The organism is Woeseia sp. D3-10, from assembly GCF_055809415.1.
Window position 1 is genome coordinate 2,558,215 of the sequence record NZ_JBVVTW010000007.1, and the last position, 26,778, is coordinate 2,584,992.

The 26,778-nt window shown below is 57.8% G+C and carries 28 protein-coding genes; 9 read left to right on the forward strand and 19 right to left on the reverse strand.

Annotated features, from left to right (window positions below):
* Positions 1-18 precede the first annotated feature (18 nt).
* Both AC0L8N_RS11740 and mtnA read right to left on the reverse strand, forming a co-directional pair.
* Positions 19-621, reverse strand: coding sequence for a class II aldolase/adducin family protein (locus AC0L8N_RS11740; RefSeq protein ID WP_473670133.1), 603 nt, complete (start codon positions 619-621; stop codon positions 19-21).
* Positions 621-1,775, reverse strand: a complete 1,155-nt coding sequence (gene mtnA / locus AC0L8N_RS11745; protein ID WP_473667866.1) for an S-methyl-5-thioribose-1-phosphate isomerase — start codon at positions 1,773-1,775, stop codon at positions 621-623. The genes AC0L8N_RS11740 and mtnA overlap by 1 nt, the downstream gene beginning before the upstream one ends.
* Positions 1,776-1,931: 156 nt before the next feature.
* On the opposite strand from mtnA, the gene AC0L8N_RS11750 reads away from it, so the two are divergent.
* Complete coding sequence (locus AC0L8N_RS11750) at positions 1,932-3,596, forward strand: BamA/TamA family outer membrane protein (protein ID WP_473667868.1); 1,665 nt, start codon at positions 1,932-1,934, stop codon at positions 3,594-3,596.
* A gap of 99 nt (positions 3,597-3,695) precedes the next feature.
* Here AC0L8N_RS11750 and folD read toward each other — a convergent pair whose 3' ends face one another.
* Positions 3,696-4,574: a bifunctional methylenetetrahydrofolate dehydrogenase/methenyltetrahydrofolate cyclohydrolase FolD gene (gene folD, locus AC0L8N_RS11755; RefSeq protein WP_473667870.1), complete on the reverse strand. Its 879-nt coding sequence runs from the start codon at positions 4,572-4,574 to the stop codon at positions 3,696-3,698.
* 331 nt (positions 4,575-4,905) lie between these two features.
* Between folD and AC0L8N_RS11760 the strand changes: the two genes are divergently transcribed.
* Positions 4,906-5,553, forward strand: a complete 648-nt coding sequence (locus tag AC0L8N_RS11760) for a class I SAM-dependent methyltransferase (RefSeq protein ID WP_473667871.1) — start codon at positions 4,906-4,908, stop codon at positions 5,551-5,553.
* Here AC0L8N_RS11760 and AC0L8N_RS11765 read toward each other — a convergent pair.
* From AC0L8N_RS11765 to AC0L8N_RS11780, 4 genes are read right to left on the reverse strand one after another with little or no spacing between them, the layout of a single operon-like run.
* Positions 5,550-6,323: a ceramidase domain-containing protein gene (locus AC0L8N_RS11765; protein ID WP_473667873.1), complete on the reverse strand. Its 774-nt coding sequence runs from the start codon at positions 6,321-6,323 to the stop codon at positions 5,550-5,552. The genes AC0L8N_RS11760 and AC0L8N_RS11765 overlap by 4 nt on opposite strands.
* The gene (locus AC0L8N_RS11770; RefSeq protein WP_473667875.1) at positions 6,316-6,789 is read right to left on the reverse strand and encodes a DUF6265 family protein; all 474 of its coding nucleotides are present in this window, start codon (positions 6,787-6,789) and stop codon (positions 6,316-6,318) included. Before AC0L8N_RS11770 ends, AC0L8N_RS11765 begins: the two co-directional genes overlap by 8 nt.
* Positions 6,782-7,150, reverse strand: coding sequence for a hypothetical protein (locus AC0L8N_RS11775; RefSeq protein ID WP_473667876.1), 369 nt, complete (start codon positions 7,148-7,150; stop codon positions 6,782-6,784). The genes AC0L8N_RS11770 and AC0L8N_RS11775 overlap by 8 nt, the downstream gene beginning before the upstream one ends.
* Positions 7,147-7,494, reverse strand: a complete 348-nt coding sequence (locus tag AC0L8N_RS11780; RefSeq protein ID WP_473667878.1) for a cupin domain-containing protein — start codon at positions 7,492-7,494, stop codon at positions 7,147-7,149. Before AC0L8N_RS11780 ends, AC0L8N_RS11775 begins: the two co-directional genes overlap by 4 nt.
* Positions 7,495-7,567: 73 nt before the next feature.
* On the opposite strand from AC0L8N_RS11780, the gene AC0L8N_RS11785 reads away from it, so the two are divergent.
* Positions 7,568-8,920, forward strand: coding sequence for a serine hydrolase (locus AC0L8N_RS11785; protein WP_473667880.1), 1,353 nt, complete (start codon positions 7,568-7,570; stop codon positions 8,918-8,920).
* Positions 8,921-9,021: 101 nt separating this feature from the next.
* Here AC0L8N_RS11785 and AC0L8N_RS11790 read toward each other — a convergent pair whose 3' ends face one another.
* The 5 genes from AC0L8N_RS11790 to AC0L8N_RS11810 all read right to left on the reverse strand — a co-directional run bounded on the left by AC0L8N_RS11790 (position 9,022) and on the right by AC0L8N_RS11810 (position 14,198).
* The gene (locus AC0L8N_RS11790; protein ID WP_473667882.1) at positions 9,022-9,762 is read right to left on the reverse strand and encodes an NYN domain-containing protein; all 741 of its coding nucleotides are present in this window, start codon (positions 9,760-9,762) and stop codon (positions 9,022-9,024) included.
* A 64-nt stretch (positions 9,763-9,826) separates the two neighbouring features.
* On the reverse strand, positions 9,827-10,240 hold the full coding sequence (locus AC0L8N_RS11795; protein ID WP_473667884.1) for an MAPEG family protein: 414 nt from the start codon (positions 10,238-10,240) through the stop codon (positions 9,827-9,829).
* Positions 10,237-10,578 carry a DUF2834 domain-containing protein gene (locus AC0L8N_RS11800; RefSeq protein ID WP_473667885.1) on the reverse strand — a complete coding sequence of 114 codons (342 nt, stop codon included), beginning with the start codon at positions 10,576-10,578 and terminating at the stop codon, positions 10,237-10,239. The genes AC0L8N_RS11795 and AC0L8N_RS11800 overlap by 4 nt, the downstream gene beginning before the upstream one ends.
* Before the next feature lie 234 nt (positions 10,579-10,812).
* Positions 10,813-13,206, reverse strand: a complete 2,394-nt coding sequence (locus tag AC0L8N_RS11805) for a PAS domain S-box protein (protein WP_473667887.1) — start codon at positions 13,204-13,206, stop codon at positions 10,813-10,815.
* Between the two features lie 377 nt (positions 13,207-13,583).
* Positions 13,584-14,198, reverse strand: coding sequence for a carbonic anhydrase (locus AC0L8N_RS11810; protein WP_473667889.1), 615 nt, complete (start codon positions 14,196-14,198; stop codon positions 13,584-13,586).
* Positions 14,199-14,562: 364 nt separating this feature from the next.
* Between AC0L8N_RS11810 and AC0L8N_RS11815 the strand changes: the two genes are divergently transcribed.
* Positions 14,563-14,844, forward strand: a complete 282-nt coding sequence (locus AC0L8N_RS11815) for a peptidylprolyl isomerase (protein ID WP_473667891.1) — start codon at positions 14,563-14,565, stop codon at positions 14,842-14,844.
* Between the two features lie 75 nt (positions 14,845-14,919).
* Here AC0L8N_RS11815 and AC0L8N_RS11820 read toward each other — a convergent pair whose 3' ends face one another.
* Both AC0L8N_RS11820 and AC0L8N_RS11825 read right to left on the reverse strand, forming a co-directional pair.
* On the reverse strand, positions 14,920-17,151 hold the full coding sequence (locus AC0L8N_RS11820) for a xanthine dehydrogenase family protein molybdopterin-binding subunit (protein ID WP_473667892.1): 2,232 nt from the start codon (positions 17,149-17,151) through the stop codon (positions 14,920-14,922).
* Positions 17,144-17,662 (reverse strand): (2Fe-2S)-binding protein, encoded by a 519-nt coding sequence (locus tag AC0L8N_RS11825; protein WP_473667894.1) that lies wholly within the window; start codon positions 17,660-17,662, stop codon positions 17,144-17,146. Before AC0L8N_RS11825 ends, AC0L8N_RS11820 begins: the two co-directional genes overlap by 8 nt.
* A 176-nt stretch (positions 17,663-17,838) precedes the next feature.
* On the opposite strand from AC0L8N_RS11825, the gene AC0L8N_RS11830 reads away from it, so the two are divergent.
* From AC0L8N_RS11830 to AC0L8N_RS11840, 3 genes are all read left to right on the forward strand, one after another.
* Positions 17,839-18,747, forward strand: a complete 909-nt coding sequence (locus AC0L8N_RS11830) for an acyltransferase (protein ID WP_473667896.1) — start codon at positions 17,839-17,841, stop codon at positions 18,745-18,747.
* Between the two features lie 81 nt (positions 18,748-18,828).
* Entirely contained in the window at positions 18,829-19,200 is a 372-nt protein-coding gene (locus AC0L8N_RS11835) for a hypothetical protein (RefSeq protein ID WP_473667897.1), read from the forward strand.
* Positions 19,201-19,366: 166 nt separating this feature from the next.
* The gene (locus tag AC0L8N_RS11840; RefSeq protein WP_473670135.1) at positions 19,367-19,681 is read left to right on the forward strand and encodes a GIY-YIG nuclease family protein; all 315 of its coding nucleotides are present in this window, start codon (positions 19,367-19,369) and stop codon (positions 19,679-19,681) included.
* Between the two features lie 11 nt (positions 19,682-19,692).
* Here AC0L8N_RS11840 and AC0L8N_RS11845 read toward each other — a convergent pair whose 3' ends face one another.
* The 5 genes from AC0L8N_RS11845 to AC0L8N_RS11865 all read right to left on the reverse strand — a co-directional run bounded on the left by AC0L8N_RS11845 (position 19,693) and on the right by AC0L8N_RS11865 (position 25,288).
* A complete protein-coding gene (locus AC0L8N_RS11845; protein ID WP_473667898.1) occupies positions 19,693-20,703 on the reverse strand; it encodes an MBL fold metallo-hydrolase in 1,011 nt (336 codons plus the stop codon).
* A gap of 50 nt (positions 20,704-20,753) precedes the next feature.
* The gene (locus tag AC0L8N_RS11850; protein ID WP_473667899.1) at positions 20,754-21,965 is read right to left on the reverse strand and encodes a DUF819 family protein; all 1,212 of its coding nucleotides are present in this window, start codon (positions 21,963-21,965) and stop codon (positions 20,754-20,756) included.
* A gap of 66 nt (positions 21,966-22,031) precedes the next feature.
* A complete protein-coding gene (locus AC0L8N_RS11855) occupies positions 22,032-22,817 on the reverse strand; it encodes a nuclease-related domain-containing protein (RefSeq protein ID WP_473667900.1) in 786 nt (261 codons plus the stop codon).
* Between the two features lie 20 nt (positions 22,818-22,837).
* Complete coding sequence (locus AC0L8N_RS11860; RefSeq protein ID WP_473667901.1) at positions 22,838-23,668, reverse strand: ABC transporter ATP-binding protein; 831 nt, start codon at positions 23,666-23,668, stop codon at positions 22,838-22,840.
* Between the two features lie 198 nt (positions 23,669-23,866).
* A complete protein-coding gene (locus AC0L8N_RS11865) occupies positions 23,867-25,288 on the reverse strand; it encodes an MATE family efflux transporter (RefSeq protein WP_473667902.1) in 1,422 nt (473 codons plus the stop codon).
* A gap of 342 nt (positions 25,289-25,630) precedes the next feature.
* On the opposite strand from AC0L8N_RS11865, the gene AC0L8N_RS11870 reads away from it, so the two are divergent.
* Positions 25,631-25,786 carry a hypothetical protein gene (locus tag AC0L8N_RS11870; RefSeq protein WP_473667903.1) on the forward strand — a complete coding sequence of 52 codons (156 nt, stop codon included), beginning with the start codon at positions 25,631-25,633 and terminating at the stop codon, positions 25,784-25,786.
* Between the two features lie 93 nt (positions 25,787-25,879).
* On the forward strand, positions 25,880-26,773 hold the full coding sequence (locus tag AC0L8N_RS11875) for a dienelactone hydrolase family protein (RefSeq protein ID WP_473667904.1): 894 nt from the start codon (positions 25,880-25,882) through the stop codon (positions 26,771-26,773).
* The last annotated feature ends 5 nt before the right edge of the window (positions 26,774-26,778 follow it).

The following is a 26,778-nucleotide window of genomic DNA, read 5'->3' on the forward strand; positions in this document are numbered from 1 at the left end:
AAATCGAGCGACGATGAATTACGTCTCGTCGCAGAGTGCGAGTATACGCTGGCTGGCTTCGGCCATGCCGTGACCTGTACCTATGATTCCTTCATCGTGGCCGGCCATGATCGCGATTCCGTCCACGGCAAATTCTGTTTCGTGATACAGGCGGCGAAACTCTTCAGCCATGGCCGGTGTTCCGTAGGCGACCGACGCGGCCGTTGTGGGTCGTATGCCCAGCAACTTTCGCCACAACGGCGCGCTATGCACGTGCACAACGGCATTGATCGCTGGATCCAGTTCGTACAACGCCGCGTGCGTCATGGATTCTGACGAGGCGCGGATGCGACCCTCGCAGCGGACCCGGTTGGCAGCGATATCGTAGGCGGTCACTCGTGCGTAATGCTGTTCGTCAGGGTCTTGCAAGTGGCCGGTTTGCGTCCCGCTGATGATGAAATGGCCGTCGCGGCTGCGCACGCTGATATTGCCGTAGCCGACGTTCAACTCGGTGTAGTGGCCGATCAGTCCGGCCGCAAACAAGGGGCGTCGCCATTCACGCAGTTGCGCGACTTCGTCCGCTGTCGGTGCAGCGTTGTCAATCCACTCCAGCTCAAACTTGATGTAGCCTTCGTCGATCATCACGCGCGCTTCGCGTGTTCGGGAAACAAACCGGCCAGGCCCTGTTCACTCGCGGCACAGACACCGTGCTCGGTTATGAGGCCGGTGATCAGGCGAGACGGCGTGACGTCGAAGGCGTAATTGCTGATGGGCGTGCGTTCGCCGACGGTGACGACTTCCAGCAGTTCCGAACCGTTGCGGCCCCAGATGTGGGACACCTCACGAGTGTCGCGTTCCTCGATCGGGATGTCTCTCACGCCGTCCGAAATCTCCCAGTCGATGGTGGTCGAGGGCAATGCCACGTAGAACGGCACGTTGTTGTCGGCCGCTGCCAGTGCTTTCAGGTAAGTGCCGATCTTGTTGGCGACGTCGCCACTGCGGGTAGTACGGTCGGTGCCGGTAATGCAGATGTCGACCATGCCATGCTGCATCAGGTGGCCGCCCGCGTTATCAACGATCAAGGTGTGCGGTACGCCGCTTTCCGCCAGTTCCCAGGCCGTAAGTTGCGAGCCCTGATTGCGGGGGCGGGTTTCGTCCACCCATACGTGCACATCGATACCCGCCTGGTGGGCGAGGTAAATCGGTGCGGTTGCCGTGCCCCAGTTGATGGTTGCCAGCGAACCGGCATTGCAGTGCGTGAGTACGTTAACGGTGGCACCGTTCTTGCGCTTCGAAATTTCTTCAATCAATGCGCGACCGTGGCGACCGATGCCGAGCGATATCTCGACATCTTCGTCGCAGATAGCCTCAGCTTCGAGTCGGCTCAATGCGACCCAGTCGGCGTCAGGCCCGGCAGTACGCAACTTGTGCATGACCCGGTCGAGGGCCCAGCGCAGATTGACCGCGGTCGGTCGCGATGCCGCCAGTTCGTCGGCGGCATTCTGGACGAAAGCCGCGGCATCTTTTTTGCCGCGTCCTTCCAGCGCTGCGAGGTACAAGCTCCAGGCGGCGGTGGCTCCTATCAACGGTGCACCGCGTACCAGCATCTCCGCGATTGCGACGATGCCATCCTTGTAGCTTCTGAGATCACTGACCGTGTATTCGTGCGGCAAACGCCGCTGGTCAATAATCTGCACCGCCTGGTCGTCGTCAGGGTGCAACCAGATCGTGCGAAAGTTTTCTCCTCGATTCAGCAAAACGCGACACCCCTTGTACCCGAGTAAGTGATCACCCATTCTAGCGTCCCGCGTAAGGCGCTGCTGAGCGGATTGGCCGCTGGCGTGGAAGTAGCCGACGGTCGGTGTGGGACGTGACGCAATCGCTGCACTCCCGCCTGCCTTTCCGCTAGAGTCGCCAGCAATCGCCGTCAGGCTTGCAGAGGAAAGGCCACCGTGCACGACAGCAGTATTGTCACTAGCAGCCCGATAGGTCGTAGCGGATGGTGTTTGATTGGCCTGATGATTCTCGCGCTGATTGCGGCTGACGTACGCGCTGATACGGCGGCTGAGCTCCCATCCGCCAGCGAACTGGCCCGCGATGGTGCGGTCATTGGCGACATTCGTATCGTCAGACACAACGTATTCGATCTGTCGTTACCGGAAGAGAACAACGCGCTATACCGGCTCGCCAATCGTTTGCACATGCAAACGCACGAGTCAGTTATTCGGCAGCAACTACTGTTCAAGTCTGGTGAAGTTTATTCAGAGCGACTGGTTGATGAATCAGAGCGTCTCCTGCGGCGCAATATCTACCTGTACGATGCGCGAATTCGGCCCGTGCGGTACGCCGGCGGCGTCGTGGATATCGAGGTCACAACGCGCGATGTCTGGACGTTGATGCCGGGATTCTCCGTGTCGCGCAAGGGTGGCGAGAACCGAACGCGGTTTTCCATTTCCGAAAACAATCTGCTGGGCACCGGAGCCCAGGTGAAGTTGGCCTACATCGACGACGTTGATCGCGAGTCGACCAGCCTGGAGTACGCGGACAATAATCTCGGCGATAGCTGGACCGCATTGCAGATTTATCTCGCCGACAATTCCGACGGCGATAGTCAGTTACTGCGACTCATTCGGCCGTTTTTTGCACTCGATAGCCGTTGGTCTGCCGGTATCGAAATGTTCAATGCGGATTCAGAAACGCGTTTCTACGAACTTGGCGAAGAAGTAGCCGAGTACCGCGACGACAGCCGATACCTGAACGCGTTTGGCGGAATTTCCTCTGGTTTGAAAAATGGCTGGGTCCGCCGTTACACCGCTGGCATTACGATCGACAAGCACCGGTTCTTGAACACGGCGGATCAGGAGCTACCCCAGTTGTTGCCAGTGGATCGCGAACTGGTCTATCCGTGGTTGGGTATCGAGCTCATAGAGGACCGGTTCGAAACCTCCAGCAATCGTGATCAGATCGACCGCACCGAAGATTTCTATCTGGGCAAGCGGCTGGCTGCCCGTATCGGCTATGCCGGAAATACTCTGGGCTCGGATCGGGATGCCGTGTTGTTTAATGTTGCCGCCAGCCGTGGCTTCGGCGATATGGCCAGAAAAGCGTTGTTGCTGCGGTCGTCTGTCGATGGCCGAGTTGAGCACGGTAGCCTGGTCAATGCGTTGTGGCACGTGAACGCGCGCTACTATCGTCAGACATCCGAGAAGCACCTGGCCTTTATGACACTCTCAGCCAGTGTTGGACGCAACCTTGATCTCGACAATTCGTTGCAACTGGGTGGTGACAACGGGCTGCGCGGTTACCCGCTGCGTTATCAGATCGGCGACAAACGCGCATTGTTCACGATGGAGTACCGATATTTTACGGACTGGTATCCGTTTCGGCTGGTACGTGTAGGTGGCGCCGTGTTTGCAGATGTGGGCCGTACCTGGGGTGATAATCCGGCAGGCGGGCATTCTGCTGGTTTGTTAAAAGACGTGGGTTTCGGTTTGCGCCTAGTGCCAACGCGGGCCAGCGGTCGGGAAGTTGTACATTTCGATATTGCGTTTCCGCTGGATGGTGACCAGTCGATCGATAGCGTGCAAATATTGCTTGAATCGAAAACCAGCTTCTAGGGCGTTGCCTGCCTGTGTGCCGATCTGCGCACCCGTTCCGGCTCAACCAGACGTGCAATTGCCGCCTCGGTTCGCTTCAGGCTGTTCGCTGAGGGCCTATCAGGTTGAGGCTGATTTCAACGTGTTCGCCATCAACATGGCAATGGTCATAGGGCCCACGCCGCCTGGCACGGGCGTGATGGCAGCGGCGACATCTGCGGCTTCGTCATAGGCGACATCGCCGGTCAGGCGACTGCGCTTTTCTCCGTCAGACTCAACCTCGATGCGGTTGATGCCGACATCAATAACGACCGCACCGGGTTTCACCCAGTCGCCGCGAATCATCTCCGGTCGGCCAACGGCGGCAACGAGGATATCGGCGCGACGCGCCACTTCTGCGAGGTCTCTTGTTCGGCTGTGACAGATCGTCACTGTCGCATTGGCGGCGAGCAGGAGGGCCGCCATGGGTTTGCCCACGATATTGGAACGACCGACAATAACCGCGTTGAGCCCGGACAGATCGCGACCCAGTTGGTCTTCAATCATCAGCATGCAGCCCGCCGGCGTGCAGGGTACGAAGGCATTGTCGAGATCGCCTGCTGTCAGGCGGCCGATGTTCTCGAAGTGAAAACCATCCACGTCTTTGTGCGGCACGATGGACTGGGTCACCAGCTGTTCGTCCAGATGTTTCGGCAGCGGCAGCTGCACCAGTATGCCGTGCACGGCAGGATCATTGTTCAGCTCTGCAACGAGATCGAGTACTTCGTCCTGTGGTGTATCCGCGTCAAGTTCGTGCAGCACGGAATGGAAGCCGCAGCTCTCAGCCGTACGCTTCTTATTGCGGACGTACACCTGGCTGGCAGGATCGTGCCCGATAATTACGACGGCGAGGCCTGGTGTTATTCCGCGTTCATTTTTCAGAACAGCGACATCCTGGCGTATGGATTCTGCGATTTCGGCGGCTTTGGCCTTGCCATCGATCCGTTGAGCTGTTGGCATTGATCAGTTTCCAGGGTTACGGCGTCAGTCGGGCGCGCGAAAGGCGCCGATGGTACCGCCGAGCGGGTGACAGGTAAACTTTGGGCGGAATCCGGCAGGTTCCGCGTCAATTCGGCATTGGCCGCAAATGCTATTATCCGCAAAATCATTGCTGGAGCGTGAAGATGCGTGCGTGCTCGCGATACATAACAGCCACCTGGGTCAATCGACGTGCGGCTGTGGCTCGTTACGCAGACCTCGGTACCTGTGTCGATGAGCATCGCTGCCGACTGCTGCGCGGTTGCGGCCGATTGCCTGAACTCACAGTGCCGCAAAACGAAATATCGTCCGGGTGGAATCCTTGAGCGGTTCGGAAGACTGGCTCGGCCGCTGGCGCGAAGGACGTACCGGGTGGCATGAAGCAAAGGGGAATGCCGCATTGCGAAAGTACTGGCCGCCGTTGCCAGCGGGAACCCGGGTACTGGTACCGCTCTGCGGCAAGTCGGTCGACATGCTCTGGCTAGCCCAACGCGGCCTTGAGGTGGTTGGTGTCGAGTTGTCGGCACTCGCAATTGAGGAATTTTTTGCCGACCACGCCATAGCCTTTGATATCGATGACAGCGGGTCTCTGACCTGCTATCGCGCTGTCGACAGGGCTATCACTTTGTATTGCGGTGATTACTTCGGGCTGACGTGTGAGCCCTGTGCCGCGTTGTTTGATCGTGGCGCACTTGTTGCGTTGCCAGAGCCCTTGCGGCCTGCCTATGCAAAGCATACCGATCAGTTGCTGACAGCCGACGCCATGCGCCTGCTGGTCACGCTGGAGTACGAGCAGCAGCGAGCCAGCGGGCCGCCGTTTGCCGTGAGCGCCGAGGAGGTTCAGGGCTACTGGCCGTACATGAAACGCATCAGTGTGCGTGACGACATAGCCGATGCGCCGCCAAAGTTTCGTGCAGCAGGGCTGACCGATTTGCTGGAAGTGGTGTGGCGCAGCCGCTAGCGTTTGGTCGCCGTCTTGCGGCGCAGACGCTGTACCGGCAACCACGATGCACTGGCGGCGATGAGGTGTTTGGCCGAATGGCCGCTGATCACACCCCCGTACCCGTAGATTTCGCCGTCCAGCAATTCACAGACCTTCGCGACTACGTAGAGTAACAGCATGCCCGTCAGGGTTGCTGCCCAGTCCGAGCGACCGCGGTACAACAGTAAAATCAGCGGTATCAGTAGCAGTGGCAGGAACTGCACCAGCAAGTACCAACGCAGGTCGCCGCTACCACGCGATTCGGTCCACAACCAGTAAACGACGGAGAGCAGGCCAGCAAACAGCATGGGCCACAGCAGACGGCCAGCGAATTTGTTCGACAGGTATTCGCTGATCACCAGTGCCGTCAGGCCGACAAACGCGAGGGTCATCGGCAATCGATCCCACAACAACGTCGCGTTATCGGGTCGCCAGTGGTACGCGGCGGAGCCGAGAGCGGTTAGTGTCACGCCGGAGAAAAAGATCAAGAGGCACGTGCGCGATACGGTAGTTAGCGGCGCCGATCGCACTGCCAGCAAACCGGCGATACCGGCAATCAGGAACGGTCCATTGGACAACACATTGAAGATGTTCGGTATACCAGCCCAGTTCCGCTGATCAGCAAAGCCATGGTAACGACCGTCTTGCGCTACCGGTTCAAGGAACGTTGCAACAACAACCGAGGTCAGGCAGATCAGCAGTAGCAGTGCTGCACGCCAGGAGGGCGCTACCCTTGTTCCGCTATTCACAGCGGCTCATGGGGAACTCAATCAGGTGCGCCTGCCCCTTGCTCTCACCCTCAATACTGGCGATCAATCGATCAGGCGCGAACAACCGGTAACGTATCCGGTGTGGGAAATCGTGCAGCGTGTTTTCGAACACGACTTCGTTGGTAGTTAGATAAGTCATGCGAAACCGGGTCGTTGCTTGCCCGGCGGGACTGGCGACATAACTCAACTGCTCATGCTCGTCGGTTTCGATACGGATGTATTCCCAGGCAATGGTTTTGCCATCGTGAACCGTCCGGCTCATTCCCAACATCGTTCCGCCCGCTGCATGAGTCCAGATTTCTACACTCCCCGCATCGGCATTTTGTTGTTGCCAGCACCCGGAAAGCCAGTTGAGGTCATTGATGTCTGTTGCGTTAGCGGGGCTGGACGCAATCGGCAGGGTTGCACACAACGCAAGGTATGCCAGACCCATGCGCTCATACATACCCTTGTCTCTGGTAGTCCGCGAACGCGACTTTGGTCAATTCGGTGAGTTCTGCAGCGAGCGCTTCATCGTACGATTTGAAATTAAAGCAGGACTTGCCTTGCATCCGGCTTGCCAGTTTTTCAGACAGCATGCCCAGCAGTTCCGGGTTTACATACACCGGCATCAGGTGAAAACTGACATAGTTTTTCTTGATATTTACGGCAGCGAAAAACAGAGGTTTCTTGTTCTTCATGATGTGTTTGGTGTCGAGGTGATAGTTCTCCGCGCTGTCCTCCTTCACGAGCATGTGGCAAGCATAGGTCTCAAGGATTTTTCGCAAAGCCCGAAAGCACTCCTCAAATTCGCTGCAGCGAGTCATTCTTGATCCCGGCTTGTTTCGGCTTCGCCGCCCGTGGGGCCATAGAACACGACCCAGGCGTGAAAGTCGTCACTGAAGTCTTCGAAACGGTGAGTGATGCCGGCTGGTACAAACAGCGCTTCTCCGGGTTCGAAAGGCTGCCGTACGTTACCCATTACAAACGTGCCGCTACCTGACTGCACGATGTAGATTTCGTCCTGATCGTGTGGTTGTTGCGGATCATCGCCGCGCGGTGCGTAACAGCCGAGTTCCAGAGTGCCGTGTTGCAGCAGGACGCCGTAGCGCTCGTCGCCGCTACTGGCAATCGCCGCCTTTGCCGCGGCCATAGTCATTCGTTCCTTCATCGCTTCGAGCCCTCGTGGTCGAGGATATGTCTGGTCGTGTCGCAACGCACACTCTTCGCTGGCTGATCGCCGCGTGATTATTTCCGAGCAGGCGGACTTCCAGCAGCGATTCTACCCGCTGGCAGCGGGCGCTGCACGACGGCGGCTGTGCGATAATCCGCGGATGATGCCGACACTTAAAACAATACTGGTCAGTCTTTCCCTCGTGTTGACAGCGTGTAGCACCGAGCCGCAGTGGAACGGTTCGCTGCAGGCATTTCTCGAATCTCAACCGGACCGGTTCGGTACTGTCATGCAGGATCCCGGGCGGTATCGTGTACAGATTATCTACACGCAAATCGACCGGGATGCTGCCAACCGGCCCGAATTCCGCTCGTACTCTTACCGGGTCAATGCCGATGAGTATTTTTATCCTGCCAGCACCGTCAAGTTGCCAACGGCATTGATAGCGCTCGAATCCTTGCAGCACCTTGGTGTGCCGCGCAATGCCGCCATGTTCACCGGCAGTGCCGCTGACTTCCAGACTGCCGCATTGCTTGATGACAGTGCGCCGGGCGGTGTTCCGAGTGTTGAACACTACATTCGAAAGATACTACTGGTCAGCGATAACGATGCCTTCAATCGACTTTACGAAATGATTGGTCAACAGCCACTGAACGAGGCTCTGATCGGTCACGGTCTGCGCGACAGTCGGATCGTGCACAGGCTGGAAAGTGTGCTGACGCCTGAACAGAACATGCTGACCAACCCGGTACGTTTCGAAGTTGATGGTAATGCGGTCTACGAACAGGATGCCGTAATCAGTGCGCAGAGCTTCATTGGCACACGGACCCAGCTACTGGGCGTTGCCGAGATTGTGGACGGTGAACTTCAGAACGAACCGAAAGATTTTTCCGTCAAGAATGCCTATTCCCTGCAGGATCAACACGACGTGTTGCAGGCTTTGTTGTTTCCGGGTGCCGTCGACGCAGAGTCAAGGTTCGATATCAGCCAGGATGATCTCGACTTTGTTTATCGCTGGATGTCCACCTACCCGAACGAAAGTGGCATAGCGCAGTATGCGAACCCTGCTGAGTACCCGGATGGTTACGTAAAGTTTCTGCTGTACGGCGGCAAGGCCGGGCCAGTTCCGGACAACATTCGTGTGTTCAATAAGGTGGGTGACGCCTACGGCTTTCTCACTGATGCGGCGTACGTCGTGGATTTCGAGAATGGCGTGGAGTTTCTGCTGGCTGCAACCGTCTATACGAACGCAAATCAGACGTTCAACGACGGGGAATACGAGTACGACGAGATTGGCCTGCCGTTTCTACGCGATCTGGGGCAGGCAATCTACGAGGTGGAACGGGCACGCTCGCGGCCGCGCAGCCCCGATCTCAGCAGATTTCGATTCGAAAACCGTGGTATCAGCGCCGACACGGACTGAACGATGGCGGACCCAACGGACTGGGCAGGCAGTCGGTGTCTTCAGCGGAACAGATGACTCCCGCAATTTTCCAGCCGACGTCGGTGCTGAGCGATAGCGGCCTATTTGCGGCGCATATCGCGCACTTGCAGCCGTTTGCTTTGGCCGTCAGCAGAACGTTTTTCCTGAATCTCAAAAAGTTTCGTGGCCACGATCAGGTCACGCAGTTTGCGGTAGCCGTAGTTGCGCGGATCAAACTGTGGGGATTGTTTCGCAATGTTGCTGCCCACCGGGCCGAGTTGCGCCCAGCCATCGTCGTCGGATGAAGCGTCGATCGCGTTGCGAATGATATTGATCAGTTTCGTATCCTGCTTGAGCTTGCTGGCACTGAGCTTGGTGATTTTTTCCGGCTCATCCTCGCCGGCGCGCAGTACTTCGGTGTAGATGAACTTGTCACAGGCCGACGCGAACGGTGCCGGTGTCTTGCGTTCACCAAAGCCGTAGACGGTCAGTCCGGATTCGCGAATCCGGGCGGCCAGGCGCGTGAAATCACTGTCGCTGGAGACGATGCAAAAACCGTCGAAGTTGCCACTGTACAGCAGGTCCATCGCGTCAATGATCATGGCACTGTCGGTCGCATTCTTGCCTTTGGTGTAGCCGAACTGCTGCATAGGCAGGATCGAATGTTCAAGTAAGGATTTCTTCCAGCCACCCAGGCTCGGTTGCGTCCAGTCGCCGTATATTCGTTTCACGCTCGCCGTACCGTATTTGGCAATCTCGGTCATCAAACCCTCGACTATCGTTGGTTGCGCGTTGTCGGCGTCGATTAAGACGGCCAGGCGGTTGGCTGAATCAGATTCCACGTGTGTTCCTCAGTTGAGAGCAGAAGCATTGTTGAGCTGCAAGGCATGCAGCTCAGTTTTGCACCTAGCGAATTAGCATGCCGGTCAATACTACAACCCAAAGCGCGATAAGTACGGTCAGGCTGGCAAGGAACAGGCGAAAACGCAATAAGACCCGATTGGAGGTCAGGTGTACGTAGCTGTGCAAATAGCGGATTGAAACATATAGCCATGCAAGGGCGACCGGAATGGCACCGTAGTTGCCAGTGATGAACGCGATTATTGCAATCGCATAGAACAGCACTGGCGCTTCGTAAAGATTGATCAAATGCCGCGAATGCACCCGCAGTTGATCCGGCTCGGGGGAACCTGAGTAGGTGCGGAAAAAACTGGCATCAATCTCGCCATTCTTGATGGCGGCGACTCGCAGCATGCCGAGACGGAACTGCACAAACATTGTCAGCGCAAAAAGCGCGAAAGCAGGATATAGAATATTCATGCGTTGCCTCCGGTGGTGTCGCCACGGGTAGTATACGCGAGCCGCGCATACAGCCAGGCGGGTAGAGCGCAGGACAATCCAATCAGCAAATTCAGCGCGATGAAGAGTGCTGGCCCCGGCCCCTTCGATTGGCGGTATTCGCTGATCATCATTATCCAGAAAACGACTGAGGTGATGAGCAGGTCAGCGGCAAACCCACTGGCGGCGCCGTTGGCAAATACGGCGCTGGCGAACAGACCAAGACTGAAGCCGTGCAGCTGGAAATGCTGAACGAAGAAATAGTAAGGGAGGACGGCGCCAATAACAGCAAGTAACAGATAGGTAGACCTGGCATTCATGCGGCAATCTCCTGCGGGTGGTTGGAGCTGGATGGTCCGACGTGTCGCACTGGCAGCGAGCGACCATACAGTAGCAGGTAGCGGTTCAGGCGAGCGAATCATGGAGTAGGAGGTGGCAATCAGCGACCGCTGATGCGTTGTTATTCCTGTGCCGGCCCTATCGGTGGCCAGTCTTTTTGCGTGCTCTGTATATCGTGCGATCAGGCGCGAGCTGGGCGCCGATTCGGTATCGACTTAGCCGTCAATGGTCGTTCGCACGGCGCGACTTAATTCGGCCAGCGTGAACGGTTTGGTCAAGAAATTGCTGGGGGCTTCGTCCAGATCGTGGCGAGCGATGAGGTCAGCGGCGTAGCCGGACATGTAGAGGACTTTTATGTCCGGCCGCATCGAGCGGAGCTTGCGAATCGTTTCCGGTCCGCTGCCACCGGGCATGACGACATCGCTCAGTACAAGATCGATCTTGCCAGTATGCTCACGGAGCGCCCGAATAGCGGTCGCACCAGAGTTGGCGGTCAGGACCTTGTAGCCGCGGCGTTGCAACATGATCTTGGCGACCTGGCGAATTTCGAGCTCATCCTCGATGACCAGGATGGTCTCGTTCCCGGCGTGTATAACTTCAAGCCTGGCAGTGTCTTCTTTATTTTCGGCGCGCGCGCGTGGCAGGAAAACCTTGATGGTCGTGCCTTTGCCGAGTTCGCTGTACACCGTAGTACCACCGCCGCTCTGCTGGACTATGCCGTAGACCGTGGATAGCCCGAGTCCGGTACCTTTGCCTTGCTCTTTGGTTGTGAAGAAGGGCTCGAAAATCTTGCGCCGAGTTGCTTCGTCCATACCGCACCCCGTGTCGCTGATCGTCAAAGCGACGTGCGGCCCTGCGGTTAGGTCGGTCTGACTGCTCACAAGAATTTCGTCGAGCATGACGTTCGCTGTTTCGATAATGATGGTGCCGCCGTCGGGCATCGCGTCGCGGCTGTTGAGAGCGAGGTTCAGCAGCACCTGGTCAATCTGCGTACGGTCCACGCGCGTGGTGACGGCGTCGGCCGATGGGCGGAACTTGACCACGATGTTCTCGCCAATCAAGCGCTGTAGCATCGGTTCCATGTCTCTCAGAACCGAGTTCAGATCAACGATGACCGGGTTCAGGACCTGTTGACGGCTGAGCGCCAGCAACTGCCTGGTCAGAGTGGCCGCTTGCTCACCAGCCCGAAGTATCGTGCCGAGGTCAGTGCGCATGGATTCATCCTGGGCGACTCTGTCCATCAGCAACTCGGTCGTTGCATTGATCACGGTGAGCAAGTTGTTGAAGTCGTGAGCGACACCGCCGGCAAGTTGGCCAACGGTTTCCATCTTCAGCGAATGTCGGAGCTGATTCTCCAGCTTGTTGCGGTCAGTGTTGTCTCTGACGCTGGCCGCGACCATAGGGCCACGTTCGGTTTCCATCGGGCCGAGGCTGACCTCGACCGGAAACTCACTGCCGTCCTTGCGCCGTCCGCGCAGCGTGGGGTCGCTGTTGACCTTCGCTTTGTGCATGCGATCTGCGGTGTAATCTTCGCGCAGGTTGGTGTGCAGATCGCGCAGCTTTTCCGGTACGAGCAACTCAAGTGGCCGACCGATCAATTCGTGGCGGCTGTACTGGAACATGTTTTCTGCACGATGATTGATCAGCGCGATATTGCCTTGTATATCCACCATCAATATGGCGTCGGGGGCAAATTCGAACAGGTCTTCAAACTGCCGTTCCTTTTGCTCCAGTCGCTGTTGGGCCCGTGCGCGTTCCAGCGTCGACCACGAGCGCTCGACAACATCTTGCAACAGTTCTATTTCACTGAGCCGCCAATCGCGAGGTTCTGCCTGATGCACGGCCATCATGGCCACTAGCTTGCCGAATTTTACGAGAGGACAGCAAATGATGGCGACAGCACCGAGCGCGTGAAATGTATCTGCGCCTGTTTCAGGCGTTAGCTCGGCGTCGACGTCGCGAATCACCAGCGTAAGGCCTGAGCGCATGGACGCAGCAGCCTGTTCACCAAACGGCTCAAGCGTGTACTTGCCGACGGAAGATTCGCAGCCGTCGGTGTAGTCATGCCTGATGGTGAACGAATTGTTGTCGCTCTCGACATCGGCATAGGCGGCGCGCGATGCGGACATGTGCTGGCCCAGCATGCGTGCGGTAACTTCCATGATCCGCTCGGGGTTTAGCAGTTCACGTGTCGCTTCGCCGAGCTGATTCAGGAACGCCAGATTCTTTTCGGTTTCGGTCCGTTCCCTGATCGACACGTCTATGCCGGAGATGATCAGTCCCGTTACGTTCTCATCGTCGTCGAGGGCAGGTACGAAGGTGAACTCGAATGCGTGGCGCTCATCGCCGGCCAGTCGAATGTCCACTTCGCGCCGAACAGTGCGGTTGCCTGCCGATACGCTGACGGCTTCGCGTATGCTTTCGCCGGCCTGTTCCATGCCAATGAACCACGGACAGTCGGCCAGGTGTTTGCCGGCAATATCGTGTTCCTGCCCGGCCGCGAGCTTAACCGCACATGGGTTTGCATCCAGTACAAGGCCCTGTGGGTCAGTGAAAACGGCGAAGGCGCCGACATTCAAAAGTGAGTTCTTGAGTTTGTGCTCAGTCATGCAATCGGCTGCCCGTTCGGGCTGCGCTCCGGGTCCACGGCGTCAATCATCATAGGTGCGATAGCCTCTGAATAGAAAGACCTGAGCCACAGAATGGCGCCAAAATCGGCAGAAATGGGGGGTTTCGGGTCCAGCAATGGCGCCGTATCGAGTCGGCTGTAGGGCGGACAGCAAGGGATCGGGGCCTGACGCTACAGATTGGGCCCTCCTGCGCGGCTACTACTCAATCCGCGGCCATGAGCGGAAAAAAGCTGATAAAGCGGCAATTGCTGGCCGGGGAGGCGCTGCATCGGCCCGGCGTGCGGCCGATCAACCGGTCGGAGTACCAGGGGCGACCGGGGGGGGGGATGCTGTGGCGCCGGCCGTTAGCTCAGAGGCTACTCGTCGAGAAAATAAACTTCGCCCGTGGCCAGATTGTATTCAGCACCGACGACCTTCAATCCATCCTCAGCAATTAGTTTGGTCAGGATTTCTGAATCCCGTTTTATATGACCGACAGAGGTTGCAACATTGGTACGCACAGCCTGTCGGTATAGCTCGTCTTCATCGCTTAGTGCTGGGTCGCTTAGCAAGCTTTCCACGGCAGGGCGAATAAAGCCCACGATCGTGCGCAGACTGCGTGATGACTCTTCTTGCGGATTCCGTATTGCCGACAGGGCTGCATCGACCGCGCCACACAGTGTATGTCCCAGAACGATCACGAGCCGAGTTCCGAACCTCGAGGCCGCGAATTCGATACTGCCCAGTTGGGAGGGCGCGACAATATTGCCTGCAACGCGAATCACGAACAGATCGCCAGGCCCCTGATCAAAGACAATTTCTGCCGGTACTCTGGCATCGGAGCAACCCAGGATAATTGCAAACGGTTCCTGTTCCTGTGGCAGGGCCAGGTCACGCGCTGCTTCGGCAACCAATACATTGCCCTGTGCTCGTGCCACAAATTGTTTGTTGCCTTCTTTGAGGCGCTGCAGTGCTTCGCTGGCCGGAATCATGTTCTTCTGTGCTCCAGATTGAGCCTTGCCGGATTGGTCGCCCAAACCGGCGTCGTGAATTGTCTGTGCCCAATCGCGTTGGCAGCCACGGGGCACAACAAGCGGTGAGTCAGGGCTTGCTTGTCCATCGGTATTGCTCGCTACACGGCGCTGGGCGCTGCTTTGTTCAGGCCGTGTATTGTTCTGAGTACCGCTGCTCGGGCGTCGACCTTTTGGCATTGCCGGCGCGTGGGTTGAGCATACTACTACCCCCATCCTGCCCGCACCATTGCCAATCACAGCGCCGCAACGGGCACTGACATGCAATCAAAGCCTGATTAGCGGATAATGCCGCCTCTTTTTTGCCTGAAAACGGAGCAACAGCATGGCCATAGCGACAGCACGACACATACTCGTAGACACGGAAGAGCAGTGTCAGCAAATCAAAGACGACATTGCCGGAGGCGCCGACTTCGCGGATCTGGCCAAACAGCATTCTTCCTGTCCTTCCGGTCAGAAGGGCGGAGAACTCGGTGAATTCGGGCCGGGCATGATGGTTCGGGAGTTTGACGAAGTGGTCTTCAGTGCCGACGTTAATACGGTGCAAGGTCCCGTCAAGACGCAGTTCGGTTATCACCTGCTGGAAGTCACCAGCCGCAGCGACTGATACGTGCAGGGGCGGTTACGCCCCTTTCTCCAGCACTTTGGTCAGCGATGCGTGGCGCCTGCGGTTCGCGCGATATCAGGCGACGTCACGCGATTTCAGGTCGGGTTTCGACAGGTCGTATCGCTGTACCGGCAATTCACGGATGCGGGTACCTGTCGCGTCGAAGATCGCATTCGTGAGGGCTGGCGCGATGGCTGGCGTACCGGGCTCACCCGCGCCACCCATGCTTTCACCACTGTTTATGATGTAGGTCTCGATATCCGGGGCTTCGCTCATGCGCAGCATCGGGTAGTCGTGAAAATTGCTCTGCTGGACCGCGCCGTCGCGGATGGAAATCTCGCCGTAGAGTGCGGCGGTCAGCCCGTAAATTATGCCGCTCTCCATCTGCGCTTTCATACCGTCCGGGTGTACCGCGTACCCGGCATCAACGGCGCAGACAGCCCGTCGCGCAATGGGCTTGCCGGCAACGATTTCCACTTCGATGACCTGCGCCACTATCGTGCCGAACGACCGGTGGACAGCAATCCCGCGCCCGAAGTTTTCCGGTAGTGGCCGCTGCCAGTCTGATTTCTCGGCGGCAAGATCCAGCACGTCGCGAAAACGCGGATTATTGGCCAGTAGCTGGCGACGGTAGACGTAAGGGTCGGCACCCGCGGCAACGGCGAGTTCATCGATGAACGATTCGGTGAAGAACGCGTGCAAGGAATGATCAACGCTGCGCCAGAATCCCCAGGGCACGTGCGACTGGCTGCTCGTGTAGCGAATCAGCTGGTGGTCTATTCCGTAGGGGATATGCGTGGCTTCGGCCGGGTCGTGCTTGTCCACGTAGCTGTTTTCCCATGCCAGCGGAATGCCGTCGGCATCGACCGCGGCGCGAAAACGGCTGATGTTCGCCTGACGGTAGTGATCGTGGCGCGTGTCTTCGGCGCGTGACCAGATCAGTTGTACGGGGTAGGCAGACTCCCTCGCGATCAGCGCGGCCTGAATGGCGTAGTCCGGGAATGCGCGACGGCCGAAACCTCCTCCGAGGTACTGGTTATGCAGGGTCACGTCGTCGGCGTCCATGTCGAGTGCTGTTGCGACTTCCTTGGCAAAGCCGAGCGGGTTCTGTGTGCCGGTCCACAGCTCGCAGCGCCCGTTGCGCATCCACGCTGTGCAATTCATCGGCTCCATCGTCGCGTGCGCGAGATACGGTACCCGGTACTCGGCTTCGATTACGCGGTCTCCGGCTGAGAGCGCGGCGGTTGCGTCGCCGGCTTTGACGTCGGTTTCAAAAGTTTGCTCAGCAGAAGCGTTGTCGAGATCGGTGGTGAACCGGTTGAAAATATCACTTTGGTTGGTGCGTTCGTTGCCACTCTCGGTGTAGCTAACCTCCAGTTTGGCGAGTGCCTGTTCTGCCTGCCAGTAACCGTCGGCAACGACAGCAACGGCGTCGCCCAGGTTAACGATGCGGCGCACGCCCGGCATGTTCTGTACAGACTCGTTGCGGACGCTCGCAATACGGGCGCCGAACACCGGCGCTGCTTTAACGGCGGCAAACTTCATTCCCGGCAAACGCACATCAATACCGAAGCTGGCGCTACCGTCCACTTTGGCTGGTATATCCAGCCGCGCCGGTGAGGTGCCCATAATGGTGAATTCATCGCTGGTCTTCAGTCGCGGTTTCGCCGGCTCCGGCAGGCTCGCGGCCCGCTCGGCAAACGCTGCGAACGGTGCGGATCGCTGGCTGGCGGAGTGCTCAATCCGGCCTTTACTCGCCGTCAGGTCGGTGGCCGCCACTTGCCATTCTTCGGCGGCGGCTTGCAGCAACATCGCGCGGGCCGCAGCGCCCGCGACGCGCATGGCCTGCTGCCCAGTAGTCTTGACGGAGGTGCTGCCACCGGTAATTTGCAGTGCCATCATCCGGGTGGCGGTCAAAAACACACCGTCAACGGTATCGACGAGAAATGCAGGGAAATCCTTGTCGCCCAGTGCGTAACCCTTGGCCATCGCATAGTTGGCGTATTCCTTGTGGGCCGGGGCTTCCTGCATGCGGACCTCGTCCCAGTTCGCATCCAGTTCATCAGCGAGCATCATTGCGAGTGAGGTGTGTACTCCCTGTCCCATCTCGGCATGCGGGACGATGGCGGTCACCGTATTGTCCGGCGCCAGCTTCAGCCAGACATCAAATACCGCTTCGCCATTGTTAGCGATCAGGTCTGCGACCTTGCTGCTGCGGTCACCGGGGCGTATGGCGACGCCGACAACCAGGGTGCCACCGGCAACAATGCCGCTGCTTATAAATGCCCGACGAGTCCATTTACCCATGCCGGTTCTCCCCGGTAACGGCGGAACGGTTTTGCGGTTCCGACGACTCGTTGGCGGCGAGCGTTGCCGCGGCTCGTTTGATGCCTTTGCGGATACGTCCGTAGGTGCCGCAACGGCATACATTGCCACTCATCGCCTGATCAATATCGTTGTCGTTCGGGTTCGGGTTGCTGGCGAGCAATGCGGCCGCAGACATGATCTGACCGGACTGGCAATAACCGCACTGCGGAACCTGTTCGTCGATCCAGGCCTGCTGCAGCGGATGTCGTTCGCCGTTGGCTGACAGGCCCTCTATCGTTGTGATCTTCTGCTGATCGGCGACGGATACCGGCGTTACGCAAGATCGAATCGGCGCACCGTTCAAATGCACGGTGCAGGCTCCACACTGCGCCATACCGCAGCCAAACTTCGTTCCGGTCAATGTCAGTTGCTCGCGAATGACCCACAGCAAGGGTGTGGTGGGGTCGACATCGAGTTCGTGTACTTCGCCGTTGATCGTGAGCGTCAGCATGCCTTCAGCCTTTAAGTGATTCGGATGATTGATTTCACCTGCGGAAACGAACAGTTTCTGGCTGCAAACAGTACGCCAAGCCCCTGACGGCGGCAAATGCCCGCCATCACCATGCTGACAGCAAAATCGGGCTAGAATGGCGCATCGGGATGAGATGCACGAGGCTGTAAAGCAGTTTGATCAGGAAATATCTGCGAAATTTGAAGGGCTTGCTGGTCTTCAGCGGCATGACATTGAATACGGTCGTATGGACTATCCCGCTGCTGTTGCTGGCCATCGTGAAGTTGCTGTTACCACTGCCAGCGCCACGTCGTGTGCTTACGCGCTGGCTGATGTACCTGGCCGAGAACTGGGTGGCCTGCAATGCATTGCTCTTGCGGCTGGTCAGTAACACACGCTGGGACGTTGCAGGGCTCGATCAATTGCGTCGTGACGATTGGTATTTGTTGATTGTAAACCACCAGTCCTGGGTCGACATTGTAGCCTTGCAAACCGCATTCAATCGGCGCGTACCGTTGCTGAAATTTTTCATCAAGAAGCAGCTCATCTGGTTTCCCCTGCTTGGTCTTGCATTCTGGGCATTGGACATGCCGTTCATGCAGCGGCATTCGAAGTCCTATCTCGCGAAGCACCCTGAGAAAAAGGGCAGCGATCTTGAAGCTACGCGGCGCGCTTGCCAGAAATTTCGCCACACGCCAACGTCGGTAATTAATTTTATTGAAGGCACACGGTTTAGTGAGGCGAAGCGAGAGCGGCGTGGTTCGCCGCACCGGAATTTGCTGGTGCCGCGCGCCGGCGGTATGGCGCTGGCCTTGTCATCGATGGGCGATATGTTTTCCAGTATTGTCGACGTGACGGTCGTTTATCCGGGCGGCGCACCCAAATTCTGGGATATGGTCTGCGGTGAGCTGGATCATGTGGTGATCGACATTCAGCTACGCGAAGTTGAAGACTGGATGATCACTGGCGATTACGTAAATGATCGCGACTACCGCAAGCGTTTCCATCAGTGGCTAGGTGGTGTGTGGTCCGAAAAGGATGAGCGGATCGATAGTCTGCGAGCGAGTACTGAGAGCGGACATTGAAAAACCGCGCTGCGGGCTGGTTTCGGCAAGCGATTGCCAGTTAGCGTACAATTTCGACTCCATTGATTACCGGGACGTCCGATGTCGACTAATCGCACCTATGACACCGTCGCATTCGATGTGCGGGAAGATGCGATGATGCTTTTTTTCGCGCGCACTTCCGAACAGGGTGAGATCGACGACTACTTGTTGTTGATGCGTTGTGAGAACGACGACCTGCCACACTCCCTCTATATCGAAATTAACGAGCAGCAGTTCTCGGGCCATGACCTCATCAGCGAAGCAAGGATGAGCGACAACATGTTGACGTTATTGTTGAACGAGCCAGCCGCTGAACTCAATGGCGAGCAGCAGATCGTTCTGACCTATGAAGGTACCGCCGCCAACAAAGCGAGCGTTGAAGCCGGTGCGTTTCGTGTGCTCGGCGATTGCCTGGCCGGTGGCAACGCCTGAGCATCAAGTGTGTCTGCACGTCGTTGTGACTACTTGCGATGCAATCACTCTGTCCCGCCCAATCCGGCCCCTACCATGACCGTTGAAGCAGTAGGCGCAGCCGCTGCCTGCGATGTCAGGGAGTTCGGCGCGATACCACACGACCAGCGGTTACAACACTTTGCAAGTGGGCCTTGTCGTGGCCGTTATTGACGACGTCAGCAATGGCTGGAATGTGTACGTGGTGCGCTGCGCCGACGGTAGTTTGTACACGGGCATCGCAACCGACGTAGAGCGTCGTTTGCATGAGCACCGCAACTCGGATCGGGGTGCCAAGTATTTGCGGGGTCGAGGCCCGTTGGCGCTAGTTTTCACGGGCGAAGCCAGCGACCGCGGTCACGCCAGCCGCGTCGAGCATCGCATCAAGCGTATGAGCAAAGCCCGTAAAGAGGCGTTGTTGCGTTCACCCGCCGAACTGCGCGGCCTGATAGACGATTGGTAATGCCTGGTCGCTCAATACAGTATCGTCGGCTGACCCAGTGGCGGCAGCAGTACCTCAATCGGTGGTCCCTGCAACGCGGCAATATCTCTAAGCCATGAGCTGCTACTGACTACGTCATCGACGATGTCGGGAAACAAGGCGAGTTGACCGAACGGCTGGGTAAAGTCGTCGTGGTGTACAGCATAGACTCGCCGCGCGCCGCTCGCCGCGACAATTTCCCGCCAGTAATCATTCGTGTAATCGCGACCGAGTCGTTCCAGCCCGGCAATGCTGACGACGGCGACGTCAGCCGTGCGATCGCCGAGTTCGCCGGGTAGAAAACCGGCGCTGCCTTTGATCAGCACGGTGCCACTCGGGTGGCTGATCACTACCGAGTACACGGCGCCTCCTTGCCATGCGCTGACCGGCGCAGGTTGTTGCAGTGGGCTGTCGATATGCCCAGGGAAAAAATAGCTGTCATCGGGAAGCTGAGCGACATGCCGCGATTCCAGTAATGTCACTGTGAACTTTCCGAAGTACCGCGACTCCCCGTATTGCAATGTCTGATACTGGTCGACCGGCACCTTGCTGCCCCGCGCAATATTCGCGGTCGACTCCGAGCCAAGTATCATTGCGCCAGTTCTGTTCGCTACGTGCCCTGCATCGATTGCGTGATCGAAGTGCGAATGCAGTGGAATGATAGCCGCCAATCGGTCAATGCTGTATTCATCGAGCGCAAAATTGATTCGGGCGATATCCGATTCCAGCGGACGAAACGAAACGATATCGAAGAGTGACTGACGGGAAAAAGTCGCGTCGGTAATGATTTGGGTTTCGCCATCGTCGAGCAGCAATGTTGTAATGCCGAGCCAGGTCATAGTGACTTTGCCCGCTGTGTCTGTTGCTGGAGTCGCGACTGGCAGCGGTATGTCGGCTGGCAGTGCGCGCGTTTGCCAGAGCCACGCAAGCGCGCCGCAACCTGTAACCAGTGCGACCAGAATCACGATGATGAGTGTGCGCAAAGCGCGCGACAGAAATTCCATTCGCGAACTCTAGCACCAGTGGCGACATTCAGGAGCGACGAGCTTAACGTTCAGGCAGGCAGGCCCACTGCCATTCGTGCCAGATGCGCCGTTAAAGGCGCAAGGTAGTTGCCAAGTGCGTAGCCAATCAAGGCCATCAGTATGGACACCGGTACGAGACTGGGCCTGTGGAATGCCGCCACAATGGGTGCCGAGGCGGCGGCGCCAATATTGGCCGCTGACGCAATTGCAGCGCTGTGCACATCAACACGAAAGAGTCTTGCGCCGAGCAAGCAGAACGCGCCATGTATGAATATCCAGACAAAAGCACCAAGGAGAAACGCGGGCGCTTGTGCGAAACCCTCTATTGATGCTCGTGCCCCCATCCCGGCAACAAAAATGTAGATCATTGCTGTGCCCATTGCGGTCGAGTTGGGCAAGCGCGAGATCGGGGTTGTCGATAGCACCAGCGAAATACTGGTGATCAGTAGTATGCGCCATGTTGAGTGGGTCAGCATGCCGGCGAGGTGCGGATGCGAGGTTGTCGTCCACGCGTACAGCGAATCTGCGACAGCGCCGGATATCCAGGTCACGCCAATGGCGATGGCTGCCAGAAATATGTAGTCACGCATCTCCGGCGTTGCCTCGTCATCGAAGGCGGCCGCTGATGCTCTGTCCATTTCATGCAGCCTTTCTTCCGGTACCCTGGACCAGCGATTGAAGCGGTCGGCAAAGTTCTTCGAGGCGAGCAGAATGGGTAGCCAGACGATGTAGATCACGTTGTCTGCCAGCACCGCAAGGCCGAATTGCTCCGGTGGTGTGCCGAGCATTTCGGCGGTAGCTGCCATGTTGCCGGTGCCACCTATCCAGCTGCCCGCCAGCGCGCCAACACCTTTCCACGCATCCGGTTCCAGCCAGCGGTGCACGATCATGAAGGAAACGACGGCGCCAACCATGACGCCAATTGTGCCCATCAACATGACCAGCACGCCTTTGCCCATGATGCGAATTGCGGCCGGAACATCGACTTTTATCAACATCAGAACGATGAAGGCAGGAAGCACGAAGTCACTCAGACCGCCATACACCGGAGAGTTGTGCGGTATGACGTCAAGGTTATTGAGAAAGACGGGCGTGGCGTAGATAAAGAGCAGCGGCGGGATGTAAATGAACAATCGCAGCTGACTTTTTTGTTCGACCGCAAACCAGAAGGCGGCGACAGCGCACAGAACGGCAAGAACACCGGCGGGCGAGGCGATCAGGGCAGCGGGTGATGCATCCATCGTGACTTCCGGGCAGCCTGTGTTGCCCGGAGTATAGCGAAATCACTGCGTACGCGGAGCGGCGGGCTAACCGAAGCTAAGTTGTGACTCGAAATCCTTGCGTGATGCGGCATCCGTTCGCGCGGCGGCACGCAGGGTAAGCCAGGCGGCGTCCGGGTCGTGTGCGCAGTGATTTTCTTTCTGGAACTGTTCAAGCCACGCCTGCAATGCGGACACATGAATGACGTTCTCAGCCGGCGCTACCGGAACCTGCACGTCGCCGCTGAATACCACCAGATTAACGACTGGCATGTCACCTACAATTTCCTGCAGTGTGCGCACGCGGCCGGCATTCTGTATTAATGGGTTCAGAAATTTATGGCGCTCAACGCCATCGACGTTGGTCCATTGAGGGTCTCGTGCCGAGCCGAAAACCATGCCATTGCAACTTTTTGCTCTTATGCAAATGATGGCGCCGGACGTGAGTACGGCGTGGTCGATCCGGTTCAGGCCATCACAGGTGCCCGGCAGAATGAAGTTACTAAGGCGCTCAAATCCGCATTGTCGAATGGCGGCCTGTACGCGACGACCGCCCAGCCAGCAGTTCACAGATTGCATGAGCGGGGCTGCGCGGTTACGAACCAGCAGTGCCAGCACGATCGCGAGGCCGGCGCACAGCAAGGCCAGCGTCAGGCCGTTGCCCTGGAGGCCGGTTTCTGCTTCTGCCGGCAGGGTGGCGCTGGCCGTCAATGGCAGCGCGACTAGAGTTGCGGCAATGGTCATATTTTGGAGACGTCTTGAAAGCATGGTCATAGCGTAGGCTTGCGGAGAGCGAAAGTCGGCGTAACAGGTCACGTTTTGGTTCTGGATCATGGCGCTGGCAGATACAGGCTTCAGTCCGGCAGGGTGTTGTCCCCCGGGGGGTAGGCAAGGAAATAGTCATCCACTCTCGCAACCCGCATCGGGACAGCAAATGCGGCCTGCAGGTTCGCTTCGGTCAATACGGTGTCGCGACTGCCGTCAGCCACGATTTGCCCCTCTCGCAACAGGATTACCCGGCTGATCGACGGCGGGATCTCATTAATCGCATGGGTCACCATCACAATATTCTTGCCCGCCTCTACCAGCCGGCGGATTCTTGCGAGGTAGTCGAAACTTGCCGCGAGATCCAGTCCTGCAGTGGGTTCGTCGAGTATCAGTGTCTGCGGATCATGTACCAGCGCTCGTGCCAGCAGGCAGCGTCGTTGTTGTCCGGTGGACATCCGTTTGAGCGGAGTGTCCGCGAGGGATTCAACCCCGAGCTCTGCCATGACGGCGCGCGCCCGTTCCAGTTGTTCGGGGCGCAGGCGTCTGGCGACCATTCCGTGTACGCCGACGCTGGAGTGAAAGCCGGAAACGACCACGTGTAAGCCACTTGTGGTGGCGGTGTAGCGTGTTTGCAAGTCGTGCGAGACCAACCCGATCTGTGCGCGCAGTTCCCACACATTCCAGGTATCCCGGCCGAGAATTCGTACCGACGAATTCTCGCTGACCACCGGGTAGATGGCGCGATTGACGAGCTTCAGTAAGGTCGTCTTGCCCGAGCCGTTCGGGCCAAGAATTGCAACTTGCTGGTGTTGCGGGATCGTCAGATTCAGGTTCTTGAATACACAGGTTTCACCGCGCCAGACGGTTGCGTTCTGTATTTCGATTAAAGGGAGTTCGTCGTTCGCTGGCATCGTCATGGTTCGGGCAGTGGGGGTCCGGTAGTCGAAGAGTGCGCATTGCACGCGCCCGGTCGCTACGTGTTATCGAGCGAACGTAGTGCGCAATGTGCAACATGTGCGCAGCCTACCAGTCTGGTCAAGCAAAGTGCAGCGCTGTCGAGGCCAACGTTCGTTGCGAACGCAGGTATCGAAAATTTTCCTTGCCGGGGCTGTCGCTCAGGCTTTGCTTGAACGCCATTTCCCGCGGCGGAAAAGCAGCACGGCCAACACGGTTAACAAAGATTCACTAATGACGATGGACAGAAACACGCCGTTTGGTCCGAAACCCGCTTCCGTTGCCAGCCAGTACGCGAGCGGTATCTGAATAATCCAGAAGCAGAGGAAATTCATCGCCGACGGCGATCGGGTATCGCCGGCACCGTTCAAGGCCTGAATGATGATCATGCCGACGGCATACATCGGATAGCCGATACCCATAATGCGCAAGCAATTGGTGCCGTATCGCAGAATTTCCGGATCGTCGGAGAACCACTGCACGACGTAGGGGGCGAATACCAGTAACAGCACGCCCAATACCGTGAGGAAGCCAGCGTTGTAACGCGCGGCTGTCCATACCGACTGCTCTGCGCGATCCGGTTTTCCCGCGCCCAGATTCTGACCGACCAGCGTTGCGGCGGCGTTGCCCAGCCCCCAGGCGGGAAGGATCGCGAATTCGATCAACCGCAGAGCGATGGTGTATGCCGCAACCGGCGCGCTGCCGTAAATCGCGACAATGCGCATGATGATTATCCAGCTCGACGTGGTTATCAGAAACTGGCCAATGCCTCCTGTGGAAATTGCCAGCATGCGGCCGATCACCTTCGGTGCGATTCGCAAATGGCGTAGTTGAAAGCGGAGCCGACCCTTGCTGCTCAGGAGGTACCAGCCCAGATAGGCGACGCCGCAACTGCGACCGATGGTTGTTGCGATGGCCGCGCCGCTGACGCCCAGTTCGGGAAACGGTCCCCAGCCAAAAATAAGGCAAGGATCGAGCACGATATTGACGGCATTCGCGAGTGTCAGAGCGCGCAGCGCAACCGGCGCATCACCGGCACCACGAAATGCGGCATTCAGCAGGAACAGAAACAGGATGCTGCCCGAGCCGCCGAGCAGTATCACTGTGTAACCGCCGCCGGTTGCGATGACGTCGGCTTCCGCGCCCATCAGCATCAGCAGATCTCGGGCGTAATAGCTGCCCGCGAGACCAATCAGCACTGACAGCGCGAATCCGACCCATATAGCCTGGCCGGTGACCTGTGCCGCCGAGTCGGCACGCTTGGCGCCAATGCGCCGGGATACCATCGCGGTGACGCCCATGCCCAGACCGATCGCGACGGCATACAGCACGGTGACCAGAGCTTCCGTGAGCCCTACGGCGGCGACTGCCGCGGTACCGAGTTGGGATACGAAGGCGATGTCCACGACAGCGAAGACCGCTTCCATGGACATTTCCAGCATCATCGGAATAGCCAGCAGTCCGAGCGAGCGGGCTACCGGCCCCCGGGTGAAGTCTGTTTCGTTGTCGGCGAGCGCTGCACGAAAAAAGGCAAGCGTTCGTTGCCTTAGTGAGTGCTCGTCATTGTGCTGGGTGTAAGCCATAGTTGTTCTTGCCCTGTTTGGTTGCTCGATCCGCAAATGGCGGACGCCACAACTGACTCCGGAGGTGCGTGGCCGGAAAAGTATTCAGGAGAGACGATTCGGGCTACGCGGTGTAAGCGTGGCGGCGCGTGTCGAAAACTGCTGCAGTATCAGGTAGCAGTAAGGCAGCGCGATCTTGCCAGGCGATGACAGTGGTCAGCATTGTGTGTGCAATGATGTTCATCGGCGGCTCAATGGGCAGAACGTAATCGATGGTCGAGCTTACTGGCAGGATGCTAAACGATCGCCGTTGATTGTCAACGACAGGCCTGCATTCTGAAATGCGAGTTAGGAGCGGTAAGAATGGATAGCGGAATTTGGATCGCGGTCGGCATCGTGCTGCTGGTGGCAGTTCTCGTCTTGGCCAAAGTACTACAGTACGCGAGGCGTAGTCGTGAGCTATGGGAGAAAGTCGACAAGAGCAAGCTCCGCGAATGGCAGGACGATGACGATTGGTAACGGACCGGAGTGCGACGACTTGGGTTTTTCGATTACACTAGCGGCCACAGCGATCGTCCGGCGCCCGTCGCCAGCAGTATTGTGGAGAAGTGAATGAGTATGTTTGGCAAGCGACTTTCGATAGCGCTCCTGGCCTGGCTTGGGTTGCTTGGGCTCGCTGCGTGCGGTGGCGGTACCGAGAGTCAGGAAGAGGCTGCCCGCAATAACGTAGACGCTATGTCCCGGGAGCATGCCAACGATACTGCATCTCCCAGTCCTGCGGCAGGCATTGCCCTTGAACGCGCTGTCGTTACAGAACGGTTACCGTATGCCGAGGTCAATGAAGAGCTTGTGTACGGCCACTTTGTGTTTCCCGCGGATATGGTTGAGCCATTACCTGCAGTCATTGTCATTCATGAGTGGTGGGGGTTGAACGAAGGTGTCGAGGCAATGGCCGACCGGATAGCGGCCGAGGGCTATATTGTTCTTGCGGTTGATCTGTTCGGTGGTAAGTCAGCCGCCACTCCCGCCGAGGCACGCGACCTGATGCTGCGTGTTGTGGAGAATCCGGAACCGGCGAACGAAAATTTGCGCCAGGCCTATGACTTTGTAAAAAACACGGCCGGCGCTCCGCGAATCGGTTCACTGGGTTGGTGTTTCGGCGGTGGCTGGTCGCTCAATACGGCGTTGCTGTTTCCTGATGAACTTGATGCCGCGGTGATCTACTACGGTCAGGTGACCAGCGACGAAGAACGACTGCGACCTTTGAACGTGCCGTTGCTGGGAATTTTTGCGGCCGACGATAGCGGTATCCGGGTTGAGTCTGTGCAGGAATTCGAAGACGCTCTGGGACGACTGCGCAAGGACTTCGATATCCGTATTTTTGACGGTGTCGGCCACGCTTTCGCTAACCCTACCGGCAATAACTATGACGCAGAATCGGCGAACGAAGCCTGGGGGCTCGTGGTTGAGTTTCTGCGCAGTAACCTGGGCGAAGGCGGTGCCTAGCCGTC

What these genes read in the sequence shown, in the direction of transcription:
- AC0L8N_RS11740 (WP_473670133.1), bottom strand. Translation starts at nt 621, where the DNA reads ATGATCGACGAAGGCTACATCAAGTTTGAGCTGGAGTGGATTGACAAC.
- mtnA (WP_473667866.1), bottom strand. Translation starts at nt 1,775, where the DNA reads ATGGGTGATCACTTACTCGGGTACAAGGGGTGTCGCGTTTTGCTGAAT.
- folD (WP_473667870.1), bottom strand. Translation starts at nt 4,574, where the DNA reads ATGCCAACAGCTCAACGGATCGATGGCAAGGCCAAAGCCGCCGAAATC.
- AC0L8N_RS11770 (WP_473667875.1), bottom strand. Translation starts at nt 6,789, where the DNA reads ATGTATGAGCGCATGGGTCTGGCATACCTTGCGTTGTGTGCAACCCTG.
- AC0L8N_RS11775 (WP_473667876.1), bottom strand. Translation starts at nt 7,150, where the DNA reads ATGACTCGCTGCAGCGAATTTGAGGAGTGCTTTCGGGCTTTGCGAAAA.
- AC0L8N_RS11780 (WP_473667878.1), bottom strand. Translation starts at nt 7,494, where the DNA reads ATGAAGGAACGAATGACTATGGCCGCGGCAAAGGCGGCGATTGCCAGT.
- AC0L8N_RS11795 (WP_473667884.1), bottom strand. Translation starts at nt 10,240, where the DNA reads ATGAATATTCTATATCCTGCTTTCGCGCTTTTTGCGCTGACAATGTTT.
- AC0L8N_RS11800 (WP_473667885.1), bottom strand. Translation starts at nt 10,578, where the DNA reads ATGAATGCCAGGTCTACCTATCTGTTACTTGCTGTTATTGGCGCCGTC.
- AC0L8N_RS11805 (WP_473667887.1), bottom strand. Translation starts at nt 13,206, where the DNA reads ATGACTGAGCACAAACTCAAGAACTCACTTTTGAATGTCGGCGCCTTC.
- AC0L8N_RS11810 (WP_473667889.1), bottom strand. Translation starts at nt 14,198, where the DNA reads ATGATTCCGGCCAGCGAAGCACTGCAGCGCCTCAAAGAAGGCAACAAA.
- AC0L8N_RS11815 (WP_473667891.1), top strand. Translation starts at nt 14,563, where the DNA reads ATGGCCATAGCGACAGCACGACACATACTCGTAGACACGGAAGAGCAG.
- AC0L8N_RS11820 (WP_473667892.1), bottom strand. Translation starts at nt 17,151, where the DNA reads ATGGGTAAATGGACTCGTCGGGCATTTATAAGCAGCGGCATTGTTGCC.
- AC0L8N_RS11825 (WP_473667894.1), bottom strand. Translation starts at nt 17,662, where the DNA reads ATGCTGACGCTCACGATCAACGGCGAAGTACACGAACTCGATGTCGAC.
- AC0L8N_RS11835 (WP_473667897.1), top strand. Translation starts at nt 18,829, where the DNA reads ATGTCGACTAATCGCACCTATGACACCGTCGCATTCGATGTGCGGGAA.
- AC0L8N_RS11845 (WP_473667898.1), bottom strand. Translation starts at nt 20,703, where the DNA reads ATGGAATTTCTGTCGCGCGCTTTGCGCACACTCATCATCGTGATTCTG.
- AC0L8N_RS11850 (WP_473667899.1), bottom strand. Translation starts at nt 21,965, where the DNA reads ATGGATGCATCACCCGCTGCCCTGATCGCCTCGCCCGCCGGTGTTCTT.
- AC0L8N_RS11855 (WP_473667900.1), bottom strand. Translation starts at nt 22,817, where the DNA reads ATGATCCAGAACCAAAACGTGACCTGTTACGCCGACTTTCGCTCTCCG.
- AC0L8N_RS11860 (WP_473667901.1), bottom strand. Translation starts at nt 23,668, where the DNA reads ATGACGATGCCAGCGAACGACGAACTCCCTTTAATCGAAATACAGAAC.
- AC0L8N_RS11865 (WP_473667902.1), bottom strand. Translation starts at nt 25,288, where the DNA reads ATGGCTTACACCCAGCACAATGACGAGCACTCACTAAGGCAACGAACG.
- AC0L8N_RS11870 (WP_473667903.1), top strand. Translation starts at nt 25,631, where the DNA reads ATGGATAGCGGAATTTGGATCGCGGTCGGCATCGTGCTGCTGGTGGCA.
- AC0L8N_RS11875 (WP_473667904.1), top strand. Translation starts at nt 25,880, where the DNA reads ATGAGTATGTTTGGCAAGCGACTTTCGATAGCGCTCCTGGCCTGGCTT.